The 26,169-nt window shown below is 53.4% G+C and carries 16 protein-coding genes; 8 read left to right on the forward strand and 8 right to left on the reverse strand.

Features of this window, described 5'->3' with window-relative positions; translation table 11 throughout:
- The first annotated feature begins 160 nt into the window (after positions 1-160).
- Both rpsA and L6990_RS03360 read left to right on the forward strand, forming a co-directional pair.
- A complete protein-coding gene (rpsA, locus tag L6990_RS03355; protein WP_237202648.1) occupies positions 161-1,633 on the forward strand; it encodes a 30S ribosomal protein S1 in 1,473 nt (490 codons plus the stop codon).
- A gap of 261 nt (positions 1,634-1,894) precedes the next feature.
- Positions 1,895-3,499: an inorganic phosphate transporter gene (locus L6990_RS03360; RefSeq protein ID WP_237202762.1), complete on the forward strand. Its 1,605-nt coding sequence runs from the start codon at positions 1,895-1,897 to the stop codon at positions 3,497-3,499.
- A 94-nt stretch (positions 3,500-3,593) separates the two neighbouring features.
- On the opposite strand, the gene L6990_RS03365 is transcribed toward L6990_RS03360, so the two are convergent.
- Positions 3,594-4,286 (reverse strand): IMPACT family protein, encoded by a 693-nt coding sequence (locus L6990_RS03365; RefSeq protein WP_237202649.1) that lies wholly within the window; start codon positions 4,284-4,286, stop codon positions 3,594-3,596.
- Between the two features lie 76 nt (positions 4,287-4,362).
- Between L6990_RS03365 and coaE the strand changes: the two genes are divergently transcribed.
- The 5 genes from coaE (at position 4,363) to L6990_RS03390 (ending at position 12,194) form a co-directional block, all read left to right on the forward strand.
- Complete coding sequence (gene coaE, locus L6990_RS03370) at positions 4,363-4,965, forward strand: dephospho-CoA kinase (RefSeq protein WP_237202650.1); 603 nt, start codon at positions 4,363-4,365, stop codon at positions 4,963-4,965.
- Positions 4,966-5,192: 227 nt separating this feature from the next.
- A complete protein-coding gene (locus L6990_RS03375; RefSeq protein ID WP_237202651.1) occupies positions 5,193-7,034 on the forward strand; it encodes a BCCT family transporter in 1,842 nt (613 codons plus the stop codon).
- A 134-nt stretch (positions 7,035-7,168) separates the two neighbouring features.
- Entirely contained in the window at positions 7,169-9,313 is a 2,145-nt protein-coding gene (gene uvrB / locus L6990_RS03380; RefSeq protein WP_237202652.1) for an excinuclease ABC subunit UvrB, read from the forward strand.
- A 91-nt stretch (positions 9,314-9,404) separates the two neighbouring features.
- On the forward strand, positions 9,405-10,601 hold the full coding sequence (locus tag L6990_RS03385) for an MFS transporter (protein WP_237202653.1): 1,197 nt from the start codon (positions 9,405-9,407) through the stop codon (positions 10,599-10,601).
- A gap of 399 nt (positions 10,602-11,000) precedes the next feature.
- Positions 11,001-12,194, forward strand: a complete 1,194-nt coding sequence (locus L6990_RS03390) for a TerC family protein (protein ID WP_237202654.1) — start codon at positions 11,001-11,003, stop codon at positions 12,192-12,194.
- Positions 12,195-12,280: 86 nt separating this feature from the next.
- Here L6990_RS03390 and L6990_RS03395 read toward each other — a convergent pair whose 3' ends face one another.
- Entirely contained in the window at positions 12,281-13,438 is a 1,158-nt protein-coding gene (locus L6990_RS03395) for a hypothetical protein (RefSeq protein WP_237202655.1), read from the reverse strand.
- Between the two features lie 187 nt (positions 13,439-13,625).
- Complete coding sequence (locus L6990_RS03400) at positions 13,626-15,026, reverse strand: alpha/beta fold hydrolase (protein ID WP_237202656.1); 1,401 nt, start codon at positions 15,024-15,026, stop codon at positions 13,626-13,628.
- 314 nt (positions 15,027-15,340) lie between these two features.
- Between L6990_RS03400 and L6990_RS03405 the strand changes: the two genes are divergently transcribed.
- Complete coding sequence (locus L6990_RS03405) at positions 15,341-17,374, forward strand: M3 family metallopeptidase (protein WP_237202657.1); 2,034 nt, start codon at positions 15,341-15,343, stop codon at positions 17,372-17,374.
- 319 nt (positions 17,375-17,693) lie between these two features.
- On the opposite strand, the gene L6990_RS03410 is transcribed toward L6990_RS03405, so the two are convergent.
- The 5 genes from L6990_RS03410 to L6990_RS03430 form a co-directional block, all read right to left on the reverse strand.
- Positions 17,694-18,611, reverse strand: coding sequence for an HIT family protein (locus tag L6990_RS03410; RefSeq protein WP_237202658.1), 918 nt, complete (start codon positions 18,609-18,611; stop codon positions 17,694-17,696).
- The gene (locus L6990_RS03415) at positions 18,608-19,066 is read right to left on the reverse strand and encodes a TIR domain-containing protein (RefSeq protein ID WP_237202659.1); all 459 of its coding nucleotides are present in this window, start codon (positions 19,064-19,066) and stop codon (positions 18,608-18,610) included. The genes L6990_RS03410 and L6990_RS03415 overlap by 4 nt, the downstream gene beginning before the upstream one ends.
- Positions 19,067-19,148: 82 nt before the next feature.
- On the reverse strand, positions 19,149-21,800 hold the full coding sequence (locus tag L6990_RS03420) for a DEAD/DEAH box helicase (protein WP_237202660.1): 2,652 nt from the start codon (positions 21,798-21,800) through the stop codon (positions 19,149-19,151).
- 15 nt (positions 21,801-21,815) lie between these two features.
- Positions 21,816-23,459, reverse strand: coding sequence for a site-specific DNA-methyltransferase (locus L6990_RS03425; protein ID WP_237202661.1), 1,644 nt, complete (start codon positions 23,457-23,459; stop codon positions 21,816-21,818).
- Positions 23,460-23,548: 89 nt separating this feature from the next.
- Entirely contained in the window at positions 23,549-26,152 is a 2,604-nt protein-coding gene (locus tag L6990_RS03430) for a DEAD/DEAH box helicase (protein WP_237202662.1), read from the reverse strand.
- Positions 26,153-26,169 lie beyond the last annotated feature (17 nt).

Here is a 26,169-nt window from a genome sequence, read left to right on the forward strand (position 1 = left end):
CCTGCGCACAGTGCATCCGCACGTATTTTTGTCCATATCAACGCTCAGTACAGAGAACCACCCGGCGCCTCACGCCTCGGCCAGCACAGCTAGCTAGGGAAAATGTGAGAAACCGACTGCACTGACCTAGAATCCTATCCATATTGGAGCCCTTTACTTTATGAGCACCAACGTTCCCCAGGTTGCAATCAACGACATCGGCACTGAAGAGGACTTCCTCGCAGCAGTTGATGCAACCATCAAGTACTTCAACGACGGCGATCTCGTTTCAGGCGAAGTTGTCAAGGTTGACCACGATGAGGTTCTGCTCGACATCGGTTACAAGACCGAAGGTGTCATTCCCTCACGTGAACTTTCCATCAAGCACGACGTAGATCCCGACGAAGTTGTTTCCGTTGGTGACACCGTTGAAGCTCTTGTTCTCACCAAAGAGGACAAGGAAGGCCGTCTGATTCTCTCCAAGAAGCGCGCACAGTACGAGCGCGCCTGGGGTGACATCGAGAAGGTCAAGGAAGAAGACGGCGTCGTTACCGGTACCGTCATCGAGGTTGTCAAGGGTGGTCTTATCCTCGACATCGGCCTCCGCGGCTTCCTCCCCGCATCACTCGTTGAAATGCGTCGCGTTCGTGACCTGGCACCCTACATCGGCCAGGAAATCGAAGCGAAAATCATCGAACTCGACAAGAACCGCAACAACGTTGTTCTGTCACGCCGCGCATGGCTCGAGCAGACCCAGTCAGAGGTTCGCTCAACCTTCCTCAACCAGCTCGAAAAGGGTCAGGTTCGTACCGGCGTTGTATCCTCCATCGTTAACTTCGGTGCCTTCGTTGACCTCGGTGGCGTTGACGGTCTCGTCCACGTTTCCGAACTGTCATGGAAGCACATCGACCACCCCTCAGAGGTTGTCGAAGTTGGCGACGAAGTAACCGTAGAGGTACTCGAAGTTGACCTGGATCGCGAGCGCGTTTCCCTGTCACTGAAGGCTACCCAGGAAGATCCCTGGCAGGCATTTGCCCGCACCCACGCACTGGGTCAGGTTGTTCCCGGTAAGGTCACCAAGCTCGTTCCCTTCGGCGCGTTCGTTCGCGTTGAAGACGGCATCGAAGGCCTGGTTCACATCTCCGAACTCGCAGTTCGCCACGTGGACCTCGCAGAGCAGGTTGTCTCAGTTAACGACGAACTCTTCGTCAAGGTTATCGATATCGACCTGGACCGCCGCCGTATCTCCCTGTCACTGAAGCAGGCAAACGAAGGTGTTGACCCCGAGTCAACCGAATTCGATCCCGCTCTCTACGGCATGGCTGCAGAATACGACGACGAGGGTAACTACAAGTACCCCGAGGGCTTCGATCCCGAGACCAACGAATGGCTCGAAGGCTTTGAAGCACAGCGCGCTACCTGGGAACAGGAATACGCTGACGCTCAGGCTCGCTGGGAAGCTCACAAGGTTCAGGTTGCTAAGGCAGCTGAGGCTGACGCAGAGGCAGCTACTGCTGCACCCGCGTCATCATCTTCTTCAGCTCCCGCTGAAGCAGCACCCACCTCATACTCATCTGAGAAGCCCGCCGAAACCGGCACCCTGGCTTCCGATGAGGCACTTGCGGAACTGCGTAAGAAGCTGACCGGCAACTAATCCTCTGCAGGATGAGACCTTTAGGCTAGAAAGGGGCCCTTCCACTACGGTGGAAGGGCCCCTTTTGGTAGAGCCAAACTTCTCTCGGGGTGCTCAGCCCCAATGAAGTAGCCACAATCACCCTCCTATCGGGCTATAGTTAACACTGTTTCCAGTGCTTGTTAACCTTTAGTTAACCTATTGGCAAGAGTATTAACAGGGCTCATTTAGAGCTTTAAGACAAGATGTATCCCACTGTGAGGGGGACTCGTGAATTCCAACGTGGATTCCGGTTCAAAACTTGCAACCCCTGCGTTGCAGCGAGACACCACTGATAAGTGGTGGCACCTGGCCTTCGGCGGCATCATGGCCGTCTCTTTGACACTTTTTACTATCTGGTCCCTGAGTTATGTTGACCAGTCCTCCCACACTATGGTGCTGATGGCGGCGGTGTTCTTGGGACTCTTTATGGCCTTCAACATCGGTGGCAACGACGTTGCTAACTCTTTTGGTACCAGCGTTGGTGCAGGCACCCTAACCATCAAACAGGCTCTGCTGATCGCAGCAGTGTTTGAGGTTTCAGGTGCTGTGATCGCAGGTGGGTCAGTGACCGATACCGTGCGAAGCGGCATCGTCGATCTTGACGCTATTGATCTTGACCCCATGCAGTTCGTCTACATTATGATGGCTGCTCTCATGGGCGCTGCTATCTGGTTGCTGGTTGCTACTCGTATGGGCTGGCCCGTTTCGACGACTCACTCCATTATTGGCGGTATTGTTGGTGCAGCTCTCATGACCGGTTTCACTACCGGTACCGGCGGCTGGGACATGGTCAAGTGGAGCGCCATCGGTCAGATCGCTGTGTCATGGGTTCTGTCGCCCCTGCTGGGTGGTTTTTTCGCTTGGCTCCTTTTCGGGTGGATTAAAAAGTACATCTTAGGCTATAACGAGAAGGCTGATGCAGCCTTGCTTGAAATCAAAAAGAACGTTGATGAGCAACGCTCTATCGAGGACCACGATGGTTTCCAGCGCATCACTGACCTTCAGCAGGACGCTTACATCAATGCCATGTCCAGCAAAAAGAAGTTCAAGCTGAAGAAGCTGGACCCTGAGGCTGTTGAAACCGAGTACTACCGTCAAATCCACAAAATTGATGTGAAGGCAAAGCGCAAGGACTCACACCGTGCTCTTGAGGTTTATGTACCCCTTCTTGCCGCCTTCGGGGCTGTGGTCATCTCAGCAATGATGCTCTTCAAGGGCTTGGACAATCTCAACCTCGGTATTACAACCGCAGGGAACATCATGATTATGACCATGATTGGTATTCTCGTCTGGGTTAGCGTTACTGTTTTTGCTCGCAGCCTGCAGAAGCAGGAACTATCGCGCGCAACTTTCATTATTTTTGCTTGGCTCCAGGTTTTCACCGCAGCCGCTTTCGCCTTCAGCCACGGGGCTAACGATATCGCAAATGCTATCGGCCCCTTCGTTGCAATTCTGGATGTCCTCAGGACCGACTCCATCGGTGATGAAGCTGTGGTACCCCTGCCCGCACTTATTACCTTCGGTGTAGCTCTTATCGTCGGTCTTTGGTTCGTTGGACGTAGAGTTATTGCTACTGTAGGCCACGGTCTGACCAAGATGCACCCCTCCTCAGGTTTCGCTGCTGAGCTTGCTGCAGCCGGGGTCGTAATGACCGCTTCGGTACTTGGCCTGCCAGTTTCATCAACCCACATTCTGATCGGTGCGGTTCTGGGTGTCGGTATGGTGAATAAGAGCGCTAACTGGAAGCTGATGCGGCCCATCGCGCTTGCCTGGGTTATTACCCTGCCAATTTCGGCGGCTATTGGTGCCGGTGGCGTGCTAGCTATTACCGCTATCTTCCCTTAGTCCCTGTGATACAGAGTCCGGGTGCCCTGCTTGAGCAGGGTACCCGGACTTTTATGCTCTTATCCCACGGGTAGGCGGGTTGACCGAGCGGTATCTAGCTGAGATCCACCCAGCTGCTGCCACCCCAGTGGATGGTGGTGCTGCCGGCGGTGAGTGAGGCAAGTTGTTCTTCGGTAGTTGTACGGGTGGCGTTGTGGTCGAAGACACCTAAGGTAAGGCGTGCGCCATCAGCAAGATAGTCGGTGCTCAACACCGCGTAGCCCAGTGAACGCAGGTCATTTTCCAGCCTGCCTGCCTCGTGATGACCAACTTCAAGGGTGCCTAAGCGCAGGCGTTCTCTGGGGGTCAAGGGCGCCGCGTCGAGCACCTGCACTACGGCCTCTGTGTAGGCTCGTACTAGCCCGCCAGCACCTAGTTTGATGCCGCCGAAGTAGCGCACTACCACTGCGACAATATCCGAAAGGTCGGTTGTCTCAGCACCGTCCCTTCCCTCGGTACGGCGTGCTAGCAGAGCCTGGAGCATGGGGATGCCGGCGGTTCCGGCAGGTTCGCCGTCATCTGAGGAACGCTGGATGTCGCGGTCAGCGCCAATAACAAAAGCTGAGCAGACATGGCGAGCATCGTGGTAGCGTTTGCGTACAGATTCAATAAATACCCGTGCTTCTTGCTCGCTCTCAACTCGCTGGACGAAACCAATAAACTCGGATCGTTTAATCTCAAGTAGAGATTCAATGGGAGCGCTGGTAGCCAGTACGGTATAGCGGTTAGCTCGGGTTTCTTGCTTCATGCTCTCTATCTTAGTTTCTTCTGATGCAAAGAAGCTGAGTAAGGGGAGTAGGCTAGGGGCACATAAAGGAGGCAGAATGAAACGTATTGGTCTGACCGGTGGAATCGGGTCTGGTAAGTCTACGGTGGCTCAGATGCTAGCTGATCGAGGGGCGGTCATTATTGATGCTGACGCTATCAGCAGACAATTGATGGAGCCGGGCTCCAATGTATTGGACGAAACAGTCAGGGCTTTTGGCCCGGAGATTCTGACCGCTGACGGCAGGTTGGATCGTGCAGCACTTGCTTCGGTCATCTTCGAGAACGAAGCTAAGAGGCAGGAGCTGAACAGCATTGTTCATCCGGCGGTCCGAGCCGAAGCAGAACGGCAAGCTGCTGCCGCTCAAACTAACCCAGGGTTCAGCGGAGTCCTCATCGAAGATATCCCTCTTCTGGCAGAGACGGGGCAATCGCACCGTTTTGACGGAGTCGTTGTGGTGGAGACAGCTCTGGATGAGAGACTTCGACGTTTGGTGGATCAACGGGGTATGAGTAGAGCAGATGCGCTTGCGCGTATCAAAGCCCAGGCAAGTGATCAGGAAAGAAGAGAAATCGCTACCTGGTTAATTGACAACTCCCACAGCCTGGAGGAAACCGAAAGGCAGGTCGAGGCTGTCTACGGGCAGATTCTAGAAATGTAGGAAAAGGTTAAGCAAATATAATCACGTCCTGCATAAGTTCAAAAAGCATAGGCTGACTAGTAGAACCAGATAGTCCGTGGACGCTGAGAACGGGCTGCGCAGAGGGCTTGGGTGGCTATTGGGTTTTGTCACACCTATTATTAATAGGTCGCCTCCAAAGGGGCGGCTCTTACGCGGCCGGTGGATAGGGGTCGCGAAGAGAACAGATCATCCACAGGGTAACCCCCGTGCTCAACAAAATACACGACGCTTTGAGGCTGCGAACTAGCCCCTCGATTTTCTTTGGATCTGCAGGTTTTATTCTGCTCTTTACCTTACTGATGGTAGTTTTCCCCACCGCCATGTCTGATGGTTTTGGGGCAATGTCTACCTTCATCATTACGTACCTGGGCTGGATCTACGTCCTGGGTAATGCCATCTTCTTTATCTTCCTCATTTATATAGCTATCAGCAGGTTTGGAAGAATCAAGCTAGGCCCGGATGACGCTGAGCCCGCCTACTCCGGCCTGGCCTGGTTCGGTATGCTCTTTGCCGCAGGTGTTGGTGCTGTCCTCCTGTTCTGGGGAGCCGCGGAGCCTCTTTCGCATTACGCTAATCCTCCCTACGATGGCGTGGAACCTCTAAGCGATGAAGCTGCACTCGAAGCCTTGGCCATATCGAACTTCCACATCGGTCTGTTCATGTGGGTTATCTTGACCGTCCCGGCCTTGGCGTTTGGCTACTTTACCTACAAACGTAAGTTACCACCGCGAATCTCATCGATCTTCCAGCCACTTCTGGGTGAACGTATCCACGGCCCCATTGGTAAAACCATTGACTGCATTGCCATTGTTTCAACGGTTTTTGGTATCGCCATTTCCGTGGGGTTTGGTGCCCTTCAGATTAACTCCGGTTTGGGCATTATGTACAGTGTGCCCTTCGGCGGCTACATCCAGGCGGGTATCATCGCAGTCATCACCGCAGCGGGTGTTACCTCAGTGCTTATGGGCATGGATAAGGGCGTTAAGCGTTTGTCCTACATCAATATTTTGCTCGCCATTGCCCTGATGCTCTTTATTTTGATGACAGGATCAACCCGTTTCGTCACCATGGGCACGATCGAGTCCGCCGGCTACTTCGCCCAGAAGCTGCCCGAAATGATGTTCTTCAATGACACTTTTTCAGATAGCGGTTGGCTGGGTGGCTGGACTGTGTTCTACTGGGCCTGGACCGTAACTTGGGCACCCTTTGTTGGCCTCTTCATAGCCAAAATTTCACAGGGGCGAACTATCCGCCAGTTCGTGATGGGTGTCTTGGCTGGCCCCTCGGTATTCACCATGATGTGGATTGGTGTCTTTGGCATGAGCGCCTTTGATATCGAACGAAACAGGGGCGGGCACTTGGTGGAGACCGTCGTCGAAGATGGGGATATCCCCGCCGCTCTCTTTCAGTTTCTTGGCTTCTTCCCTTGGTTCCCCGTGATTGCCGCCCTCACCCTGCTGGTGATTACCATCTTCTTTATCACCTCTATCGACTCAGCTGCGCTGGTGATGGACGCCATCGCTAACGGGCACGAAGACCCGGCGCCTAAGAAGCAGAGTGTTTTCTGGGCCGTTTCGATTGGTGCCGTATGCGCGTCCATCCTCGTGGCCGCAGGAGACGACGGTTTGCAGGCTTTGCAAAACGTCATTATTGTGGTCGGCTTCCCTGTATGGATTCTAGGCTTCTTGCAGATATGGATGCTGGTGCGGGCACTGCGTGAGGATGCCGGCGAGCTTCCCCCCATGCGCACTCGCCAGTGGAAGCAGGTCATCCCCATTGAGGAGTACCACCGCCGCGCTCAGGAGGACTTCTCTTCGATTGAAGAAGTGACGATGCGCCCCGAATATGAGGTAGGCACCGAACCCGAGTTCGAAGGTCTGGTACCTAACACCGGTCAGATTCCGGTGGTCACTGCTGAAGATATCGCCTCTGATGCAGTTGCCAAGAAGGTGTCCGATGTACCTGCTGAACTGCAGGGCACGCACACCGCGGTAGTGACCGGTTCACCTGATGCAGTAAAGCTCAATCCTACGCAGAGTGAAAAGTAACTCTGATCTAACCTTCGGGTATTATGCGCCCTGCCTTTCAGTTTGAAAGGCAGGGCGTTTTCTCGTAGAGCAGGTGGAGGAAAATTAGTACACCTGTTCTAGGGTTTTTTGAGCGCTGAGGGTAGGGTAGAGGTATGAGTCTTGCGCAAGAAATCAAACGAGTAGTGGCCCCTTTCGAGGTTATTTCTGAGTACCAGCCGGCGGGCGATCAGCCCAAAGCTATTGCTGAGCTCACTGAGCGGGTCAATAACGGTGAGAAAGACATTGTGCTGATGGGAGCCACCGGTACGGGTAAGTCAGCAACTTCAGCCTGGCTCATCGAGGCCGTTCAGCGGCCCACCCTGGTCATGGTACAGAATAAGACGCTAGCCGCCCAGCTAGCTAATGAACTGCGAGAGCTCCTACCCAACAACGCGGTTGAGTATTTCGTCTCCTACTACGACTACTATCAGCCCGAAGCCTACGTGCCTCAGACCGATACCTTTATTGAAAAAGACTCGTCCATCAATGAGGAAGTTGAGCGCCTTCGCCACTCAGCGACCAACTCTCTACTGACCCGCCGTGACACCATCGTAGTGGCAACCGTGTCCTGTATCTACGGTTTGGGAACCCCTGAAGAGTATGTGGCTCAGATGGTTACCCTACGCCAAGGGGAAGAGATGGACCGGGATGCGTTACTGCGCCAATTTGTTGCCATGCAGTACGTCCGTAACGATATGGACTTTCATCGCGGCACCTTCCGCGTACGCGGAGATACCGTTGAAATCATTCCCATGTACGAAGAAAATGCGATTCGAATTGAGTTCTTCGGCGATGAAATTGAGGCTATTTACACTCTGCACCCGCTGACCGGAAATGTAATCCGTGAAGAAACCGAGATGTATGTCTTTCCTGCCTCCCACTATGTTGCCGGTGCTGAGCGTATGGCGCGAGCCATCCGGTCCATTGAGAATGAGCTACGAGACCGTCTAGCCGAGCTAGAATCCCAAAACAAGCTGCTAGAAGCCCAACGCTTGCGTATGCGTACCCAGTATGACCTTGAGATGATGGAACAGATGGGCTTCTGCAACGGTATCGAGAACTACTCCAGTCATATTGACGGCCGTGCTAAGGGGACTGCCCCGCACTGTCTCTTGGATTATTTCCCCGATGACTTTTTGCTCATTGTGGACGAATCCCACGTCACCATTCCCCAGATTGGTGCCATGTACGAGGGCGATATGAGCCGCAAACGTACCTTAGTAGAACACGGTTTCCGCCTGCCTTCAGCCATGGATAACCGGCCGCTGAAGTGGGAGGAATTCTTACAGCGCATCGGGCAGACCGTTTACCTTTCGGCAACACCGGGTAAGTACGAACTCTCGCAAGCTGATGGCTTTGTTGAGCAGATTATTCGCCCCACCGGTCTGATTGACCCTGAGATTGTGGTCAAGCCTACCCAGGGGCAGATTGATGATCTGTTGGAAGAAATCCGGCTCCGCGTTGACCGTGATGAGCGTGTTCTGATTACCACTTTGACCAAGCGAATGGCAGAAGACCTGACTGATTACTTGCTGGAGCACGGGGTCAAGGTGCAGTACCTCCACTCGGACGTCGATACCCTGCGGCGCGTTGAGCTACTCCGTGAGCTACGCATGGGTTCTTTCGACGTACTAGTGGGTATCAACCTGCTACGCGAAGGCTTGGACCTCCCCGAAGTATCCCTGGTTGCCATTTTGGACGCGGATAAGCAGGGCTTCTTGCGTTCCACTACCTCCCTGATTCAGACCATCGGACGAGCAGCTCGTAACGTGAGCGGCCAGGTGCACATGTACGCCGATAAAATGACGGATGCCATGCGTACAGCTATCGAGGAAACCAACCGCCGCCGTGACATCCAGAAGGCTTACAACCTCGAACACGGGATTGATCCTCAGCCCCTGCGCAAAAAAATTGCTGATATTACCGACACACTGACTCGGGAGCAAGAAGACACCGCTGAGCTACTGGCAGCCCGTAAGGCAGCCGGCGGCAAGCTGGCTCCGGTCAAGAAGGGCACCAAATACGCGGCGTCCTCACCCGAAGCTGAGGCGCTTTTCAAGAAAGCAGAACAGCGAGTGCGAGAGGACGGCCTAGCCGCAGCCCCCGCTGAGGACCTGCTCGATTTGATCCACCAAATGACCGCGCAAATGATGCAAGCTGCTGAGGAACTAAAGTTCGAGCTAGCGGGCCGACTGCGTGATGAGATTGGCGAATTGAAAAAAGAACTGCGCCAGATGCAGCAGGCAGGGCACGCTTAAAGCCGGTGAGCTAGTCGATAGGCTCAAGGGAGCGAACGTACTAGAATAGGGGAGTTTGCCCAGACTGCCTACACCGATGATTGAGAGTGCCATGAGCCCAAGCGTTGCTCGACTGCCAGGGATGTCCCAGATTCTGCTCACTTTTGGGCTGAGTATCTGCAGCCTCTCAATTCTGCTACCAGCTTCACCAGCCTGGGCCATCCACGGTGGTGCCGGGACCCTGGGCGCCGGCATGACCAATGCGGTGCTGATGATCGTCACCGTGCTGACCCAGTTTATGGTTCCTGCCCTGACCCGGCGTTTTAGCTGGGCAAAGGTGCTACCTGCTGGCGCCCTTTTTATGGGTCTGCCGTCACTGCTTCAGGCAGTTAGCCCCTCACTGGTTAACGTGTTGGTCAGCTCTGGGCTGCGAGGTGTTGGGTTCGGCATTCTCACGGTCTGCTGCGCCAGTGCCCTGTCCTACTTAATCCCCCTGGAATACAGGGGCAGAGCCGTTGGTCTCTATGGCCTGGCAGCGGCCGGTGCTCAGCTGATTTTTACTCCCTTAGCGCCTGCTGCTCTCGATCTTTTTGGTTTCCGCCCTGTCATCATGACCGGCGTGATTGCAGCCCTAGCTACTCCGTTCGCTGCTCAACTGGGCGCCCAGGTAGATCGTTACCTAGCTGAGCAAGTCACCACCTCAACTGGTTCTTCGCCAGCTGCAAGTACAGGGACAATTATGTGCCGTATCTGGCCGGCCCTGCTAACCCTCACCCTCATGACCAGTGTGGGTGGCGCCTTTTTGACCTTTTCAACCGAGATAGCGCCAACCCCGGTTCTTGCTTCCGTTGCTCTGCTGGCTCTGTGCGCCATGGCTACACCAACCCGTCTGTGGGGCGGTTCGCTCACCGACCGGTGGGGCACCCGCCGACTGATGACCCCGGTACTAGCTTTTGCCGCCGTGGGCACGGTGTTGGTAGGGCTGATGCAGGGGACCGGTCTAGGCTCAACCGTCCTGCTCATCGGTGGCGCGCTGATGATCGGTTTCGGGTACGGCTTCCTGCAGTCGGTCACCATGGTCCGTGCACTCAACGACGCCGGCGGGCCAGCAGAAACTCAGCGCGCCTCGGTGGCATGGAATGCCTGCTTTGATGTTGGCACGGGTCTGGGTGCCCTTGCTATTGGAGCGCTCGCCCAGGTCGCTACCTTTAGTGCTGCCTGGTTGCTGAGTGCCGCCGTCCTTGCCTTTTTTGCACTGGTAGTGGGTGTGCTTGATGTGAAGGAATCGGGCAGAGCAAAAGCGAACTAGTTTACTAACTGAGTCCTATCTTTGTATCAACGTGTGGTTTTCTCAGTGGATGCTCGTAATGCCAGGCAGAGCGGGCGTATTACCAGCCTGCTGGCTCGGGGCTGGCGTGAATCGTCCTCGCGAGCGTCAGCGAACCAGGACGAGAGGGTCTGCAGGCGGGTAGTACGCCCGCGGCTCAGCCTGGCAGTATTTGGCATACTGTGAGCGAAGCGAACTCCGTAAGGGATACTCCCTTGTTCTCATATGAGGTAAACTCAGACAACGAGCAAGGGAGTATCCCACTAATCTCTGTTTCGTCAGCACGTTGGTCGATGACGCCCGACCGGGGCAGAGAACCACCTCACAGGTGGTGGGAGAGACTTGTGGACTTTGGCAAACCCAACCACAAGAAAGGCTCCCATGCATATTACTGGTTTGCAGTGGGGTGTAACGATTGCGTTCATCCTCGGGCTTTTGGCCTATGACTTTTTCTTCCATGTGCGCAAGGCGCATGAACCGACCATCAAAGAGGCAGCTATTTGGTCTGCCCTCTACGTTGGTATCGCCCTGATCTTCGGTCTGGTGATTCTCTGGTGGGACGGCCCCACCTTCGCTGCCGAATACTATGGCGGCTACATCACCGAGAAGGCTTTGAGCGTCGATAACCTCTTCGTCTTCCTGATCATTATGGCCTCCTTCAAGGTACCGCGAGCAGATCAGCAGAAGGTTCTTCTGTTCGGTATTATATTTGCGTTGATTGCCCGCACCGTCTTTATTCTGCTGGGCGCAGCCGCCATTGAGCGCTGGAGCTGGGTCTTCTACCTCTTCGGTCTAATCCTGATTTACACCGCAGGCAACCTAATCAAGGGTGAGATTACGGATAAGGAAGAGGACGAGGCCAACAACTTTGTGGTCCGTCTAGCGAAGAAACTCTTCCACACCGTGGACTACTACGATGGCGATAAGCTCTTTACCGTTGAAAACGGTAAGAAGGTCATGACCCCCATGCTGCTGGTCATGGTCGCCATCGGTGGTACCGATATCCTCTTCGCGTTGGATTCCATTCCCGCGATCTTCGGTTTGACTCAGGAAGCCTACATTGTCTTCACAGCAACCGCTTTCTCTCTGATGGGTCTGCGTCAGCTCTACTTCCTGATTGACGGTCTGCTGGACCGCCTCATCTACCTGTCCTGGGGCCTGTCCATCATCCTGGCTTTCATCGGCGTCAAGCTGCTCCTGCACGCTCTGCACGAGAACACTCTGGGCTTCATCAACAACGGCCAGCCAGTTCACGTCTTTGAGATTGAAATCCACCACTCACTCATTGTGATTGTTGGCGTTCTGGTCATCACCGTTCTGGCTTCCCTCTACAGCCCCAAGGGCAAGGCGCTGGGCACCATCCACCGCGTCCAGACCCTGTCACAGAAGTATCTGGATCTGCCCGCGGACGCTTCCACTGAGGAGCGCGCTAAGATTCAGCGTCAGCTCGATGAAGCGACAGCTCAGTCACGCCAGATACCCCAAAAGTACCGTGATGAACTCATCGAATCTGAGACCGAGTACCAAGACCTGGTAGCTCGCGCTCGCGGTGAGCACGAAGCTTATATGAGCTAAAACCCGACAAAAATCCCCTCATGACTGTTTAGTCATGAGGGGATTTTCTTGATGTCTAGCTTGGTATTTAGGGACGAGTCAGAGCCCTATTGCGTTCCACCGTCAATCACCTGCTGCTTTTCGTTCTCAACGTCTGATGTCATACTGTTCTGGTTCGTGTTGCCGAAGGCATTACCCGTCACAATGACCTCCTGGTTGCCGTCCTCTACCCAGAAACCTACTCCCTGACCGGGGTTCACTGAATCTCGGTTGAAGGATTGGCATCCGATGAGTTGGGTGCCAGGGGCATCTTTAGAGATATGAAAGCCGTGGGCTTCGCCCAGCGTGGCTTTCCCGCTGAGGTTATCCTTATGCCCGTTAGAGTCTGCTATGCAGCTGACCAAGGAGTTGTTGCCGTACTTGATGAGAAAGCCGTGCCCGCCGTTGTCCTGAGCTTCGCACTGGCTGAAGGTGTTCCTGGTGGCTTTGATGTAGAAGCCGGCGCCAGATTTTTCATCACCCTGCAGAGCGACAGACCGTTTGGAGTACCAGGTTTTGACCTGAGACCAGCTGGTGTTGGTGGCATATACTTCTAGCGTGGCGGCGTCCACCTTAGCAAGATTGGCTGAGGAAAGGTCAATCATGGAGAACATGTTGTCCGCAGCCCCTGCCGCAAAGGATTCGCCCACCACCAGGGCAGACCGCAAGAACCTTCTACCGCGGATACGCTCCACGGTCATGCCCTGGTCATCAACTCCCTTAAATTTGATGCCCATATCCAGGTCCCAGAGCGTGATACCTGAAACGCGGTGGGCAGCATCAGGCTCGGGCGGCTTTGGCCCGTTGTGAGTGTTATAGAGAATACCGACCACGTTTTCTACGGAATCGGTGTGCTTGAAGGCGTCCTTGCCCGGTTTAATGCTGAGGTCGTGTAGCCCTGAGCGATAGACCGGATCGGTATTGTTCTTCTTATCTGTTCCGATGCGAAAGACACCGGCAAGCTCACTCCAGGTGCCCACCGGCATAAACTGGGTAGCCTCACCCAATCCAAGAAAACTGACCTGGTTGCGCATTTCGATGCCCTCATCGTCCACTGCGTAGAACCCAGGAGGGAAGACGATAGCACCGCCACCGTTCTCAGCCAGGGTCTTGGAGAGCTGGTTGATTCTTGCATTGACCGGCGTAGAGCCATCGTTTGCCACGCCTTCGTCGGTGGCGATGAGTAGCCGTGAACCGCTATTAGCTGACGCGGGTGAAGCGTTCATCGAAGATGCAAGGAGAGCTAGCGCGCCCCCACCCAGAAACTGTGCGCGTGTCGGCAAAGAACCCCCAAAATATTTTTTCCAGCACGTGCTGGATGGTGGGCTATGGGCAATTCTTGCCCTACATGAAATAGTTCCACCGGACCACCCACAATTTTACTGCACCAAGTACTGGGCGTCTCTGGGACGGTTAGCACATATCGGCCAGGAGATTTTTGAGGTGCCCCAAAATCAGAGTGCCGTCTTGACCTAGGCCATCGTGGTGGTGGGTTTGAGACGTCCAAACCCGAGTATTGCCCACCCAATCAGCGGTTGCCATGGAGTGTTTGTAATCCACATAAATATCGGGAACATAAGCTGCAGCCACCAGCGGTACCTGGTTATCAGCTAACTGTTGGTGATCATAGAGACGGCCCCAGTCATCCTTCTGCGCCAGTATTTCTGCTACCTCCGCCAGGGGACGCAGAGCAGGGTCTTCCTGGTAATACCAGGGGAAAATATGCTCGCCGGTAAAAAGTAGCGTGGGGGCATCCGGGGCGAAATCTTCTCTTTCACCGTGCATGCGGGCTGCCGACCAGCGCGTGGGCGAAGCCGAGGGGGAGTCGGTACCATCAGCGTAAATAGTCTCGTGCATAAGGGCGTATAGAGGGTTACCCTGAAAACTGACCAGGGTGCTGACATAAGCCAGGAACTGGTCTGATAGCCACTGCACGGACTCCGCAAAAGCTGACTCAAGAATATAGTGCAGCCCGTGTACCCGCCCGTTGCCACCCATTAGATTCCCCAGCATCTGGAAGCGATGCGGGGTGAGGCGCTCGCCGGTGGGCAGAAACTCTTCTTGATGTGCAAGGTGGTCAGCGATGCGAACCGCCAGCTCCTCGTCCTCAGGGTACCAACCGTAGTACTCACGGTTGCGTTCTGCCACCCGGTCATAGGTATGGCGGTAGACCTCATCAACGTGGGCCCGAATAGGTGCCAGCCCCGCTGTCATCCGGGAATCTTTGATGCTTTCGGGAGCGAAGGAGAGATAACTGAGGGTGAGAAAACCGCCATAGCTCTGGCCCATGGTGCTCCACCGCTGGTCGCTGCGGTCAGCCAGGAGGAAACTTCTAACCACTTCAGCGTCTGCGATGATGGAGTCTGCCCTGAAGAGTTCGCAATATTCAGCCTGTATCTCTGGACTGCCTAGCGTCGCAAGAGTGCGTGCAGTGAGGGGAGTGGAGTTACCAGTGCCGCGCTGATCTAACAGGACTAGCCGGTGGGTTTTAGCAAGCTCTGCAACCCAGCCTCCATCTGAGACTGGCCCCGGGCTTTTACCACCGGGGCCGCCCTGTAGGTAGATCATGTAGGGGCGGCTCTCCGCCTCAGTGGTTAGGGCTGAGGAAGTGTCGATGACTTCGCGGGCGAAAACAGTGATGCTGTGAGGTGCAAAACGTGAGGACGCCGCGGCGTCCGCCCCCTTGCCATAGACGAGACCGTGGGTGGCGGGCACAGTGAACCAGTGGTCAATGAGTTTGAGGTTACCGATGCTGTGGCTAGCTCCCACCCTGTGACTTGCTGCGGGAAAAGTTGGATGGGTGGGGTCTGCCATGATGCTCCTTTGCATGGGGGCGGTTATGAGATATTTCGTTTCTACTCTAGCCAAAATCCTGACGGTGACCAGTCAATTCGGTGGGGTACCCCCCCCGGAGTTTCTGGGCTGATCGACTTGGGCTGCGTAATGATGGGAGCGCTGAGGAAGCACTGAGCATCAATCAGATGATCTCTCCCCCCCGATACTGTTGAAGTTAACTCCATGGAAAAAGCCAACCACTGTCTCCAGCTCACCATGGAAGCAGGTGTAGACTCAAGTTTTTAGTGACAGATGAGGGTTGCCGGGATGGACTGTGCAGTAACCTGGTGGGTATGACTGAACAGAACCCCCTGCTGGCAGCTTCCACCCTGCCTTACCAACTCCCTGACTTTGCAAGCATTCGCACGGAGCACTACCTCCCTGCCATTAAAGCCGGGCTGTCTGAAGCTCGGGCGGCTTACACCGGCATTGCCCAGAGCACAGATGAGCCGACTTTCGATAGCGTAGTAGCCGTTCTGGAAGGTCCTTCTGACACCCTCCACCGCGCGGTGACCATCTTTTATAACATCACTTCAGCGGATGGTACCGATGAACTGTTGGCACTAGAAGGCACCGTTACCGAGCTTTTGACCGAGCTAGCTAACGAGTTGCATCTTAACCCCGCTGTATTTGCCAAGCTGGACGCCGTCTACGCTCGCCGCCACGAACTGGGGCTGGTAGGGGAGCAGCTTCGCCTCACCGAGAAGTACCACCAGGAATTTGTGCTGGCAGGCGCTGCTCTATCTGAAGAAGACCGGGCTACCCTGGCTGAACTGAACCTCACCATCGCCCGTGCCGAAACAGAGTTCGGCCAGCAGGTCACCAAGGATCTCAACGCCGCTGCAGTGCTGGTGACCGACGAGAAGGATCTAGCTGGGCTCGGCCAGGCCGGGCGAGCCTCCGCACGGGCAGCAGCCAAAGACGCCGGGCATGAAAACGGTTGGTTAATTACCTTTGGTCTACCTACCCAGCAAACTATTCTGTCTCAGTTAGAGAACGGTAGTTTGCGTGAGCGCATCTACAAAGCCAGTACCGAGCGTGGTGATAACACCTGGAGCCTGGCGGCAAAAATTGCTGACCTGCGTGCTCAGAAAGCCGCTCTGCTGGGGTTTGATACCTTTGCTGCGCTCGCGGTGGCAGACCGTACTGTCCAGACCCCCGATGCCGTGGAGCGTCTGTTTACTCAGACCAGCGCCCCTGCCATGAAGAACGCTGACAGGGAGGCGGAGAAAATTGCTGCTGCCGCAACTGCCGACGGTATCGACAAGATTGAACCCTGGGACTGGATGTTCTACAGCGATCGGGTTGAAGCCGCAGAATATGCCGTCGACCTAGCTGCCCTGCAGCCCTACTTCGTGCTAGATCGTGTACTGGAAGACGGCGTCTTCTATGCCGCCCAGCGAGTGTACGGCCTGAGCTTTACCGAGCGCACCGACCTGACCGGCTACCACCCCCAGGTGCGTATCTGGGAAGTCTTTGATGCGGACGGTACGGGCATCGGTCTCTTCCTGGGCGACTTCTTTACCCGTGAGACCAAGCGTGGCGGTGCCTGGATGAACAACCTGGTCGACCAGTCTCATGCTGAGGGCACCAAGCCGGTGGTAGTCAACAACCTCAACATTTCAGCCCCGGCACCTGGACAGCCAGCTTTCGTTAACTTTGACGAGCTCAGGACCCTTTTCCACGAGTTTGGGCACGCTCTGCACGGTCTTCTCTCAGATACCACCTACCGTTCGATTTCCGGCACCAACGTGGAGCGGGACATCGTGGAATACCCCAGCCAGGTCAACGAAATGTGGATTCTTCACCCGGAGATTCTGCCTAACTATGCCCTGCACTACCAGACCGGCGAGCCCGTGCCCGCGGAGCTTATTGACAGCGTCAAGAAGGCTGAGCAGTGGGGCGAGGGGCAGGGAACCGTAGAATACCTGCGCGCTGCAGTGCTGGACTGGGCATGGCACACCCTCCCGGCGAGCTCTGCCGGTGAACCCGTGGCTGACCCGCTGGCCTTTGAACAGCAGGCACTGCAGGACGCCGGGCTCTGGCACCCGCTGGTCGAATCCCGCTACCGTACCAGCTACCTCAACCACACCTTCTCGGGTGGTTATGCAGCTGGTTATTACTCCTATCTGTGGGCTGAGGTTTTTGATGCGGACACGGTTGCCTGGTACGAAGCCAACGGCGGGCTGACCCGGGAGAACGGTGATGCCTACCGCCGTAACATCCTGGCTATCGGCGGGTCTAAGCCCATCCCCGAAGGGTTCAAGGAGCTAACCGGTAGAGAGGCTGATATCCAGCCGTTGCTGAAGCGCCGCGGCCTGCTCTAGAACCTCAAGCTCTGGCCCCACTGAAAGGTGGGGCCGGGGTTAGCTTCTTTGCCCGAAAAGTGTGCTAGTAGCAATCCTTGGAGGTGGCGCGGGTGATCTCGAAGCCAGCAGGCGCATAGAAGTAGCTACCATCTGTTGCCGCTTCGTGTGTTTGTTACTTCAGGAAGGCTTTACGTTCTGTGCGGAGGTTCTCCTCATACTTCACCAAGTCGGGAAGGAGAACTCGGCGGTGCCTGCCAGCGCTACTAAAAGAGATGGTTCCTGTCTCTGGACCTTCTCGCCTGATTATCCATCTACGCATCATCCTATCCCTATCTGCTTAATCATTTTGAATAATCTTAATTATTTCGATGACTTGACTCCAAAATTCACTATTGCTGAGAACAGGCATAGACATAGCCGCTAGACCAGTTAAGATAAGAAATGTGTAAAAAGGACCGATTGACCAAGTCCGTATTATTGCAAAATGTTCTAAGAAAATAGTTTTTCGTGTTTCCTGAGTTTGCTTGTAGTTGAGAGAATATGGCGGAATACTTGTATCTTCTGCTGCTATTCGTTCATAAAGATTCCGATACATTCGTTCAGTTCGTAAGTAACCAATATCTAAAAATGCGAATACCAGTGTCACAATCATCCCAAGTAGTGCGACAGCTATTGATTCCTGTGTAAATGCGTAACCATAAGTCGCAGTAACTACTGGCAACAGCCAACTTTTTACGTTTGATGATGATTGTGACATTCTCGAAATGATGTCCTGAGCAAATGCAAGATGCTGTCTTTTATCTTCTGATGATACCGAGATCTTTGGAAGGACAATGTTGGATTTTAACTGAGCTAGAGCTTGGTCCTTCTCGCTTTCCTGATAATCAGAATCGGGTGGCCAGATTTCTCCTACACGGTCATTTTCCCAACGAGGTAGAACATGAACATGCACATGGGGAACGCTTTGACTGGCAGCTTCTCCATTTGACTGGATGATATTTAATCCATCGGGTTCGAAAGCCTGTTGAACACCTTTAGATAATGACTGCGCGGCAAGCATCACGTCCTTCACCTCTTCGTCGGTCAAGTCAGAGAAACTTTCGACGTGGCGACGAGGAATGACCATGCAATGCCCTAAAAGTGCGGGGTTGGTAGGGAAGAACGCTATAACTTTGCTATTTCTAGCTATTTCTCTAACTTTGAAATCTTCTCCTCGCACAATTTTGCAAAAAGCGCACGTAAATATATCCTTCATGGGCGGCGATATCCCTGGTTGATCCATAAGTTTAAATTTTCCTGGATATTTCTATATTTTGTTTGGGAATCAGTTCCTATTGGGGTGAAAACAGGAATCCCTCTTAGCCCGATTTTCTGGAATGGATCTTCGCCAGGATAAGTAGTAAGACCACGTTGATCTTTAAGGCCATGAATGCGAATTCCTAATAGTGGTTTCTTAAGGTTCCAAGCGCGTTTTATCTCATACTGAACCCAGTCGCGTGATGCTGTCTCTTGACCGATAAGAACTACAACTGCACGTTTATAGCTCATCTGCGTATCGATCCAATTTTTAATGGAATTTGTGGATAAGTACCTAACTTTTTCCCATTCTTGAGACGCAATAGCTCCATCATTTTGTATTGCGCCTATATTGCGCACTTGTTGAACTCTCCAATGATCGGGGACATAGTGAAAACTATAGAAAACCGCCATAGTATTTTTCTCCTTAGATAAAACTGAAATTATTCAGAATCCTGTATTAAGTTACTTAAATCCACTGTTGGCTACCGAAGATTTAGAGCTGCGGGATGATGTTCAGCAACGTCGATACGTTTACTGCACCTTCTAGCGGGGGTACCCCGTCCTCAAACACCATGTAGTAGCGGTACTTGCTACCCGCCAGGTCTGCCCACTTGCGGCCTAGTTTGAGTTTGCGCCTGGAATCATCATTCTTCAGCTGTTCACCCTTCGGCTCCAAAACTACGATATTCCCGTTAGCAGTCTTAAGAACGAAGTCTGGATAGTGATTGAAAGGTCCATTGATGCAGAAACCCTTGCGCTCGATATTGCGGTGCCACCAGCTGATGTTACCCATACTGGTTAGACGCCCTGCCAACTCCATCTCCAAGGAGTTCATGCTGTCTTCGGCTTCATACAAGGAGCCACCAAGCAGTGAACATGCCTGGATAGGCTGAATTACTTGGGGAAACTCAAAAGTTAGCTGCACATCAATGCGTCTGGTCTCAATGTCTTCCTCAAATTTCTTGAACTTATGTTCCTCTAAGAGACCCAAAATCTTCTGTTTGATTTTCTCAGCAACAGCGTTCGGGTGCTCCTGGAAAATCAGCATTTCATCAGAGTCGAAACCGTCAACAATCCGTTCAATGTATTTGCGGAGGTCAGAATCGTGAATAGCATTAATGGGTTTGAGGCGGTCATAGATTGCCTTTGCAGCATTGCGTTTCTGGCTATCTTCGCTTAACTTAGAAAAATGCTCGCGCATGAACCGCTGATCGAGTTTGCTCATTCTGAAAGCTTTAGGAATGTCAGAGTTGCTATTGACGTCAATCTTGTACATCTGTTCGTCTGCCCCAGAGAGGTCCAGCTGAGTATTTTGGTTCAGTAGTTTGAACCCTTCAGCTAATGCGGCATGGCTTAGCAGGTCTCTACCGCTGTCACTGATGGAGAAGAGACCCGATGAGGGTGTTTGGATCACGAACTGGGGGAGCCTGAACTCAGCCATCTCGTCAACGAAATCTGGGTTCATTGCGTAGGTATTCACAGCATCCTCCAAATCTGCTGGTACAAAAATATCTCCCATGCTAGCTACTTCTTGAGCCTGTTGTTCATAGGATTCACCGTGAGAAGTAGCTTCTTTGAGCATGGTGGCTAATCCCGAAGAAGTGGGTACCCCATTGACGGAAGCAACGGTTTCACGCTGATTGAGGTTTTCAGCAACAGTTGATGCGTCGAAGTTCAGGAACTCTTCACTACTGTCCTTGACATCAGTAGAGGGAAGTACAGATAACTCTCCATGAACAGCTGTTTGTGCTGGCTGTTCTGTGAGGTCTATGGTGGTCTGGTCTGATGCTCGGAAGTCTCGTTTGCTGAACCCCGCGCTATTGAGACCGGCGATAATTTGGTTCAAGGTTGAGTTGAAATCATTGGAGGACGTCAAAACATAACTCATGTTAAGGAGTTGGTTGTTCTGCCTGGTTGCGTTGGGCTGGCGCAGCACTCGTCCAAGGATCTGTTCGACGTCGACCTGGCTGGTCTTGTTAGCTAACGATGCAAGAACGTAAGCGAAGGGGCAGTCCCAGCCTTCTTTAAGGGCGTTGACGGTGATGATAAAACGGATTTCGCACTCTTGGCTCAGTAAATCAACATCCTTGAGCTCATTTTTGCTTGCTGTTTTAATAGCAATCTGGTTTTCAGGGATGCCACTGGCTACAAGTTTGTCCCTGAGCTTTTCGAAGGATGTGGTGTCTTCACTTGTTTTTGGCTGAGCCTGGAAAAGCACTATGGGGCGGATGTATTTACCCCCGTTTTTGAACTGCGCCGTTGCCGCTACTTCGAGTGAGTTCCGTAGATCGATAGCATCAGTTATGACGTCACTTTGTTGTTTGCGGTTATAGGCGATAACCGGCAGCTTGACCATGTTTTCGTTTTTAAGTGCTAGTGCATCTACGTAAGAGATAACATTTGCTTGCTTCTTTGGCGTAGCCGTCAGGTCGAGAATAAACGCAGGGTTGAAGTTCACCAGCATTTCTTGGCTGAGGGAACTGGTGGCGTGGTGCGATTCGTCCACGATAACGACGGGGTTGAGCTGGTTAATAACCTGGAATAGCGCTGTTTCGTCAGCGTTCTCGATGGGTTGCTCAGGTGCACCGTAGGCGGTGGCGAATTGAGCTAGGTTGCCATTCGCCTGATAAGCCTTGCGTCCGTCTTTGTTGCGTGCTCGGAAGGAATCATAGGAGAGCACCATGACAGAGAGCTGCTCTGCGACAGCGGTGGGGCTGAAGTTCTGGCCTGCCAATAGCTCGTCTTTTGAATAGACCTCGACTCTGCCTGTGAAGTCGGCATTGAGCTTTTGTCGATAGGGGTGGGAAGGGTTCTTAAGAGCAGCCAGAGTTTGGGTCAGGATGGAATCGGACGGTACAAGCCAGACAACTGCCTTGTTTCGTGGTCGAGCTAAGGCATCAAAAATTGGTTTAACCGAGGCGCAGGCAAGAAAGGTCTTGCCGCCTCCGGTTGGCACTTTATAGCAAACATTGGGGACACCGACGATGGTGTTCTGATATGCTGAAATGCCATCTCGCCCCACATGGATTTGCCGGGATTCCCAGTAGGCGGCAAAAGCTGTGGAAAGAGTCTGCTGGTCGTTGAGATGGGACAGGTAATCTGTGAGGTCACTAATCACCCGTTTTTGATACTTCTTGAGTTCCATAACATTTCTCCTGAACTAGAGACGGGTGATGTCTCGCGGAATTTTCTTAAAAGTGATATTAAAGGCTGCTAGTTCTTGGTCAGAGAGCAGACAGGTATCTGCATACACAACGTAGGATTCTGCTTTGCAAGCCTCGGGGATGGTTGCTAGGTACTCCCTGCTAAGCATGGTTGGCTGTTCGGGGTTAAAGGCAAAGAAATATGCTGTGCTTGCTATTGTCCTGCCTAGGTAATCTTGATGAATTGATGGGCTAGCTGTATCGTATTTTTCCTGGGTTTCGATAAACCAGATGTACTCACGTAGCTTTTCCAAAGGTACTTTGGGGTTGAGTTTATCGTCAATGAGTAGAGGTTCACCCAGCTGGTAGTAAGAAAAACTTCCTCCTAATCCATCTGTTTTTTGCTTGCCTTTCCCGTATCCCCGAATCACTCTTTTAACTCGCTCTGCAGTAATTGATTCTGCGTAATCTTCGAGCTCAATCAGAATAAAAGAACGATTAGATCCTTCTTCAGCATTAGTTTTAAGCACAGCATGTGCGGTCGTTCCGGAACCAGCAAATGAGTCCAATACAACACCATCAGAATTGCTGTGAAGAAGCACAATCCACTCGACAAGAGATAGCGGTTTTGGTGTGTCAAAGTCCTTCGTACCAAAAATGGCTTTGATGACGGCCGTTGCGTCTGCATTAGTCCCATAACCATCGAGCCATGTATTCCATCCAAATGATTTCTTAGCGTCCCGTATTTTCTCATACGGAACCCAACGTTTAGTTTTTCCATCAACAATGACGCCTTCATCATAGGGAGTCTCTTCCCAGTGGGCTACTTGAGGGTCATCTAATAGAAGGGTCATTTGTGGATTAGATTTACCTAGTCTCCAACGTCCTTCAGACCCATCATTTTTGATGGGGTAAACTTTTTCACCGTTTGGAGCAGTGATAGGAAACCACATAGTTTGGCGATCATTACGGTCTGAGTTGGCGCCCCATTTACGTAGTTCCCTGCCTTTTCGATAGGCACCGCTTTTATCCTTGAGATTTAGCTTCCCAGTCGATTTTTCTTCTTTATTAAGGGAAGATTGACTTCCTTTTGTATAGAAGAGCAAATACTCATGACCAGTTCGGAGAGCGGACTTATCTTTTCCTCCACTAGGCTCTGACCGTACTGGTGCACATGCAAGACGATTCGCGACACCAAATATCTCGTTCATAACTGAACCCAGATTAGTCAATTCATTGTCATCGATAGAGATTGCTATCAGGCCATCTTTCGCAAGCAAGCGGTGCAAAAGTCGCAGGCGCGGGTACATCATGGACAGCCACTTGTCGTGGCGGGAGAGATCCTCGCCTTCTTTACCTACAACATCCCCAAGCCACTTCTTGATACGGGGATCATTGACGTTATCGTTATAAATCCAGCCCTCATTGCCGGTGTTATAAGGAGGGTCAATGTAAATGCAGTTTACTTTCCCCTCGTACTCGGGCAGAAGGGCTTTCAATGCTTCGAGATTATCACCGTGGATAATCATGTTCTCAGAACCATTGTCAGCATCATACTGCCCAGACTCGTCAAAGGAGTACTGATGGTCAAGAACCCGGTAGGGTACATCTAGGTGATGGGTAATAACCTTGTCTTTACCCATCCATGTCAACTCAGGCATTCAACTTTTCCCGTCTTGCTTTCTTCAAAAATCATGTACAGCTCCCTTTGCTTTGGGGATATAGTTAGCGGTCGCCTCAGCGTCTATACCTAAGCAGCGCTCACATCAATAATCCGGACAACCGGCGAGCCCTCTTCGTCTGAAGCGGCTAGATCAATCTCGGCAGTAATCGCCCAGTCGTGGTCATTATCAGAATCAGCCAGTACCTGGCGGACTTTCCACACACCGGGGTGCTCAGAAACATCGTCATCCAGCTCGAAAAGCTTGGGTGAGCGCGCATCAGCATCGGTGTAGATATCCTCGTGATCGTCGAAGAAGTCATCCATGGCATCGGCCCAACGGTCAGCGTCCCAGCCAGAGCGCTCGCCGTCCAGCTCACCCAGAATCTTCTCGCGTTCGTCGGCAAATAGCTCGACGCGACGGAAGAGGGCGTTGCGCACCATCACCTTGAAAGCACGCGAATTGGCAGTCACCTTGGGAGCTGATTCAGCAACCAGTTCCTCCAGAGAATCCTGCACCGGCATGGCGTCCTCACCATTTGCCAGGCGTTCCCACTCATCTACCAGGGAGGAGTCGGTCTGACGGATGACCTCACCTAGCCACTCGATAATATCGGTCAGCTCGTCGGTCAGAGCCGAGAGCGGCACCGTCTGGCGCAGTGCCTTGTAGGCGTCCGATAGGTAGCGCAGCAGAATGCCTTCTGAACGCTCTAAGCCGTAGTACTTGATGAAGTCTCCGAAGCCCATGGCGCGCTCGTACATATCACGCACCACACTCTTGGGTTCTAGCTCGAACTCCTTCATGAAAGGCGCTCCAGCTGAGTAGGTCTCAAAGGCCTGCTCCAGCAGGTCAGCTAGGGGCTGGGCGTAGGTGATTTTGTCCAGCTCAGCCATGCGTTCGTTGTAGTCCATGCCCTCAGCCTTCATCTCGGCGAGTGCTTCGCTCTTAGCCTTTTTCTCCTGACCAATGAGCACCTGGCGGGGGCGTTCAAGGGTAGCTTCGATAATAGAGACAGCGTCCAGGGCGTAGTCCGGTGATTCTTTATCCAGCAGGGACAGGGATGCCAGCGCGAAGGGGGAGAGCGGCTGGTTGAGGGCGAAGTTCTCCTGCAGGGAGACGGTCAGGCGGACGGTGCGGCCGAACTCATCAGGCTCCGGCAGGCGTTCGACCACGCCACCGTTGAGTAGCTCACGGTAGATACCAATCGCCTTGCGCTTAAGCGCTCGCTGCTTGACCGGGGGCTCGTGGTTGGCGGTGAGGAAGAGCATGACGGTCTTAAAGGGGTCAGCCTCCCGCTGTAGCATGTTGAGCATCATGGAGTGGGTGAGCTGGAAGGAGGAAGTAAGCGGCTCGGGTTCAGCTTCAACCAGCTGCTTAAAGGTTTTCTCACTCCACGCCACAAAGCCCTGGGGCGGCTTCTTCTTTTTGCCGCGTAGGGACTGAGCCATTTTCTTCTCGTCGCCATCAAACTTGGCACGTGCCTTAGCTTCGAGCTTGTCGTTTTCAATCTCGTGCTCGGGTGCCTGCACCACCACATAACCGGCGGTGTCAAAGCCAGCTCGGCCTGCGCGTCCTGCGATCTGGTGGAATTCACGGGATTTGAGGCGGCGGGTGCGCTGGCCGTCAAACTTAGAGAGGGCAGTGATCAGCACGGTGCGAATGGGGACGTTGATACCCACGCCCAGGGTGTCAGTACCACAAATGACCTTGAGCAGACCCGCCTGCGCCAGCTGCTCTACCAGTCGGCGGTACTTGGGCAACATGCCTGCGTGGTGAATGCCGATGCCGTTCTTGATGTACTTCTGCAAGGTCTTGCCGAAACCCGCCGAGAAGCGGAAACCAGCGGTGAGCTCGTTGATGCGTTCCTTATCATCCTTGGACGCAATCGGCAAGCTCATCAGGGAGGCCGCAGTGTCAATGGCCTGCACCTGAGAGAAGTGAACAATATAGACCGGGGCTTGGTGGGTGCTGACCAGCTCATTGACGGTCTCGACCAGCGGTTCGCGGCTGTAGGCGTAGTTCAGCGGGATGGGGCGGGTCTCACTGGTGACCAGCACTGACTCCCTGCCCGTCAGCTCGGTCATTTCCCTCTCAAAGCGCAGGGTATCGCCCAGGGTGGCGCTCATGAGCAAAAACTGTGCCTGGGGCAGATCCAGCAGGGGAGCCTGCCAAGCCCATCCGCGCTGAGGGTCAGAGTAGAAATGGAACTCGTCCATGATCACTTGGGTGAGGTCTGCGCCCTCGCCCTCGCGCAGGACGATATTGGCAAGGATCTCTGCGGTGCAGCAGATAATGGGGGCGTTGGCGTTGATGGACGAATCACCGGTCACCATACCCACGTTCTCAGCCCCAAAAATTTCGCAAAGATCAAAGAACTTCTCAGACACCAGCGCCTTAATGGGCGCGGTGTAGTAGGAGCGCTGGCCGGCAGCCAGACCGATAAAGTGCGCCGCCACCGCAACCGTCGACTTACCGGAACCGGTAGGGGTCGCCAGAATGACATTGTTGCCGTTAGCCAGCTCAAGAACCGCCTCGTCCTGGGCAGGGTAGAGCTCCATACCGCGGGCTGCAATCCAGCCCAAAAATGCTTCGTAGGCTTCATCGCCGGTCAGCGGGTTAGATGCAAAATCCCCGCGGAAGTACTTATTCTGGGGATCGGCAAGGGAAGGGGAGAGATATTCAAGAATCTTCATGATGCTTCCCATTCTAG

Origin of the sequence: Rothia endophytica (assembly GCF_928381505.1) — a bacterium.
Taxonomy (GTDB): domain Bacteria; phylum Actinomycetota; class Actinomycetes; order Actinomycetales; family Micrococcaceae; genus Rothia; species Rothia endophytica_A.

Excerpts from the sequence above, each read along its gene's own strand:
- coaE (WP_237202650.1), top strand. The coding sequence starts at position 4,363 with ATGAAACGTATTGGTCTGACCGGTGGAATCGGGTCTGGTAAGTCTACG.
- L6990_RS03365 (WP_237202649.1), bottom strand. The coding sequence starts at position 4,286 with ATGAAGCAAGAAACCCGAGCTAACCGCTATACCGTACTGGCTACCAGC.
- L6990_RS03405 (WP_237202657.1), top strand. The coding sequence starts at position 15,341 with ATGACTGAACAGAACCCCCTGCTGGCAGCTTCCACCCTGCCTTACCAA.
- L6990_RS03415 (WP_237202659.1), bottom strand. The coding sequence starts at position 19,066 with ATGGCGGTTTTCTATAGTTTTCACTATGTCCCCGATCATTGGAGAGTT.
- uvrB (WP_237202652.1), top strand. The coding sequence starts at position 7,169 with ATGAGTCTTGCGCAAGAAATCAAACGAGTAGTGGCCCCTTTCGAGGTT.
- L6990_RS03395 (WP_237202655.1), bottom strand. The coding sequence starts at position 13,438 with ATGAACGCTTCACCCGCGTCAGCTAATAGCGGTTCACGGCTACTCATC.
- L6990_RS03420 (WP_237202660.1), bottom strand. The coding sequence starts at position 21,800 with ATGGAACTCAAGAAGTATCAAAAACGGGTGATTAGTGACCTCACAGAT.
- L6990_RS03425 (WP_237202661.1), bottom strand. The coding sequence starts at position 23,459 with ATGCCTGAGTTGACATGGATGGGTAAAGACAAGGTTATTACCCATCAC.
- L6990_RS03410 (WP_237202658.1), bottom strand. The coding sequence starts at position 18,611 with ATGAAGGATATATTTACGTGCGCTTTTTGCAAAATTGTGCGAGGAGAA.
- rpsA (WP_237202648.1), top strand. The coding sequence starts at position 161 with ATGAGCACCAACGTTCCCCAGGTTGCAATCAACGACATCGGCACTGAA.
- L6990_RS03430 (WP_237202662.1), bottom strand. The coding sequence starts at position 26,152 with ATGAAGATTCTTGAATATCTCTCCCCTTCCCTTGCCGATCCCCAGAAT.
- L6990_RS03400 (WP_237202656.1), bottom strand. The coding sequence starts at position 15,026 with ATGGCAGACCCCACCCATCCAACTTTTCCCGCAGCAAGTCACAGGGTG.
- L6990_RS03390 (WP_237202654.1), top strand. The coding sequence starts at position 11,001 with ATGCATATTACTGGTTTGCAGTGGGGTGTAACGATTGCGTTCATCCTC.
- L6990_RS03385 (WP_237202653.1), top strand. The coding sequence starts at position 9,405 with ATGAGCCCAAGCGTTGCTCGACTGCCAGGGATGTCCCAGATTCTGCTC.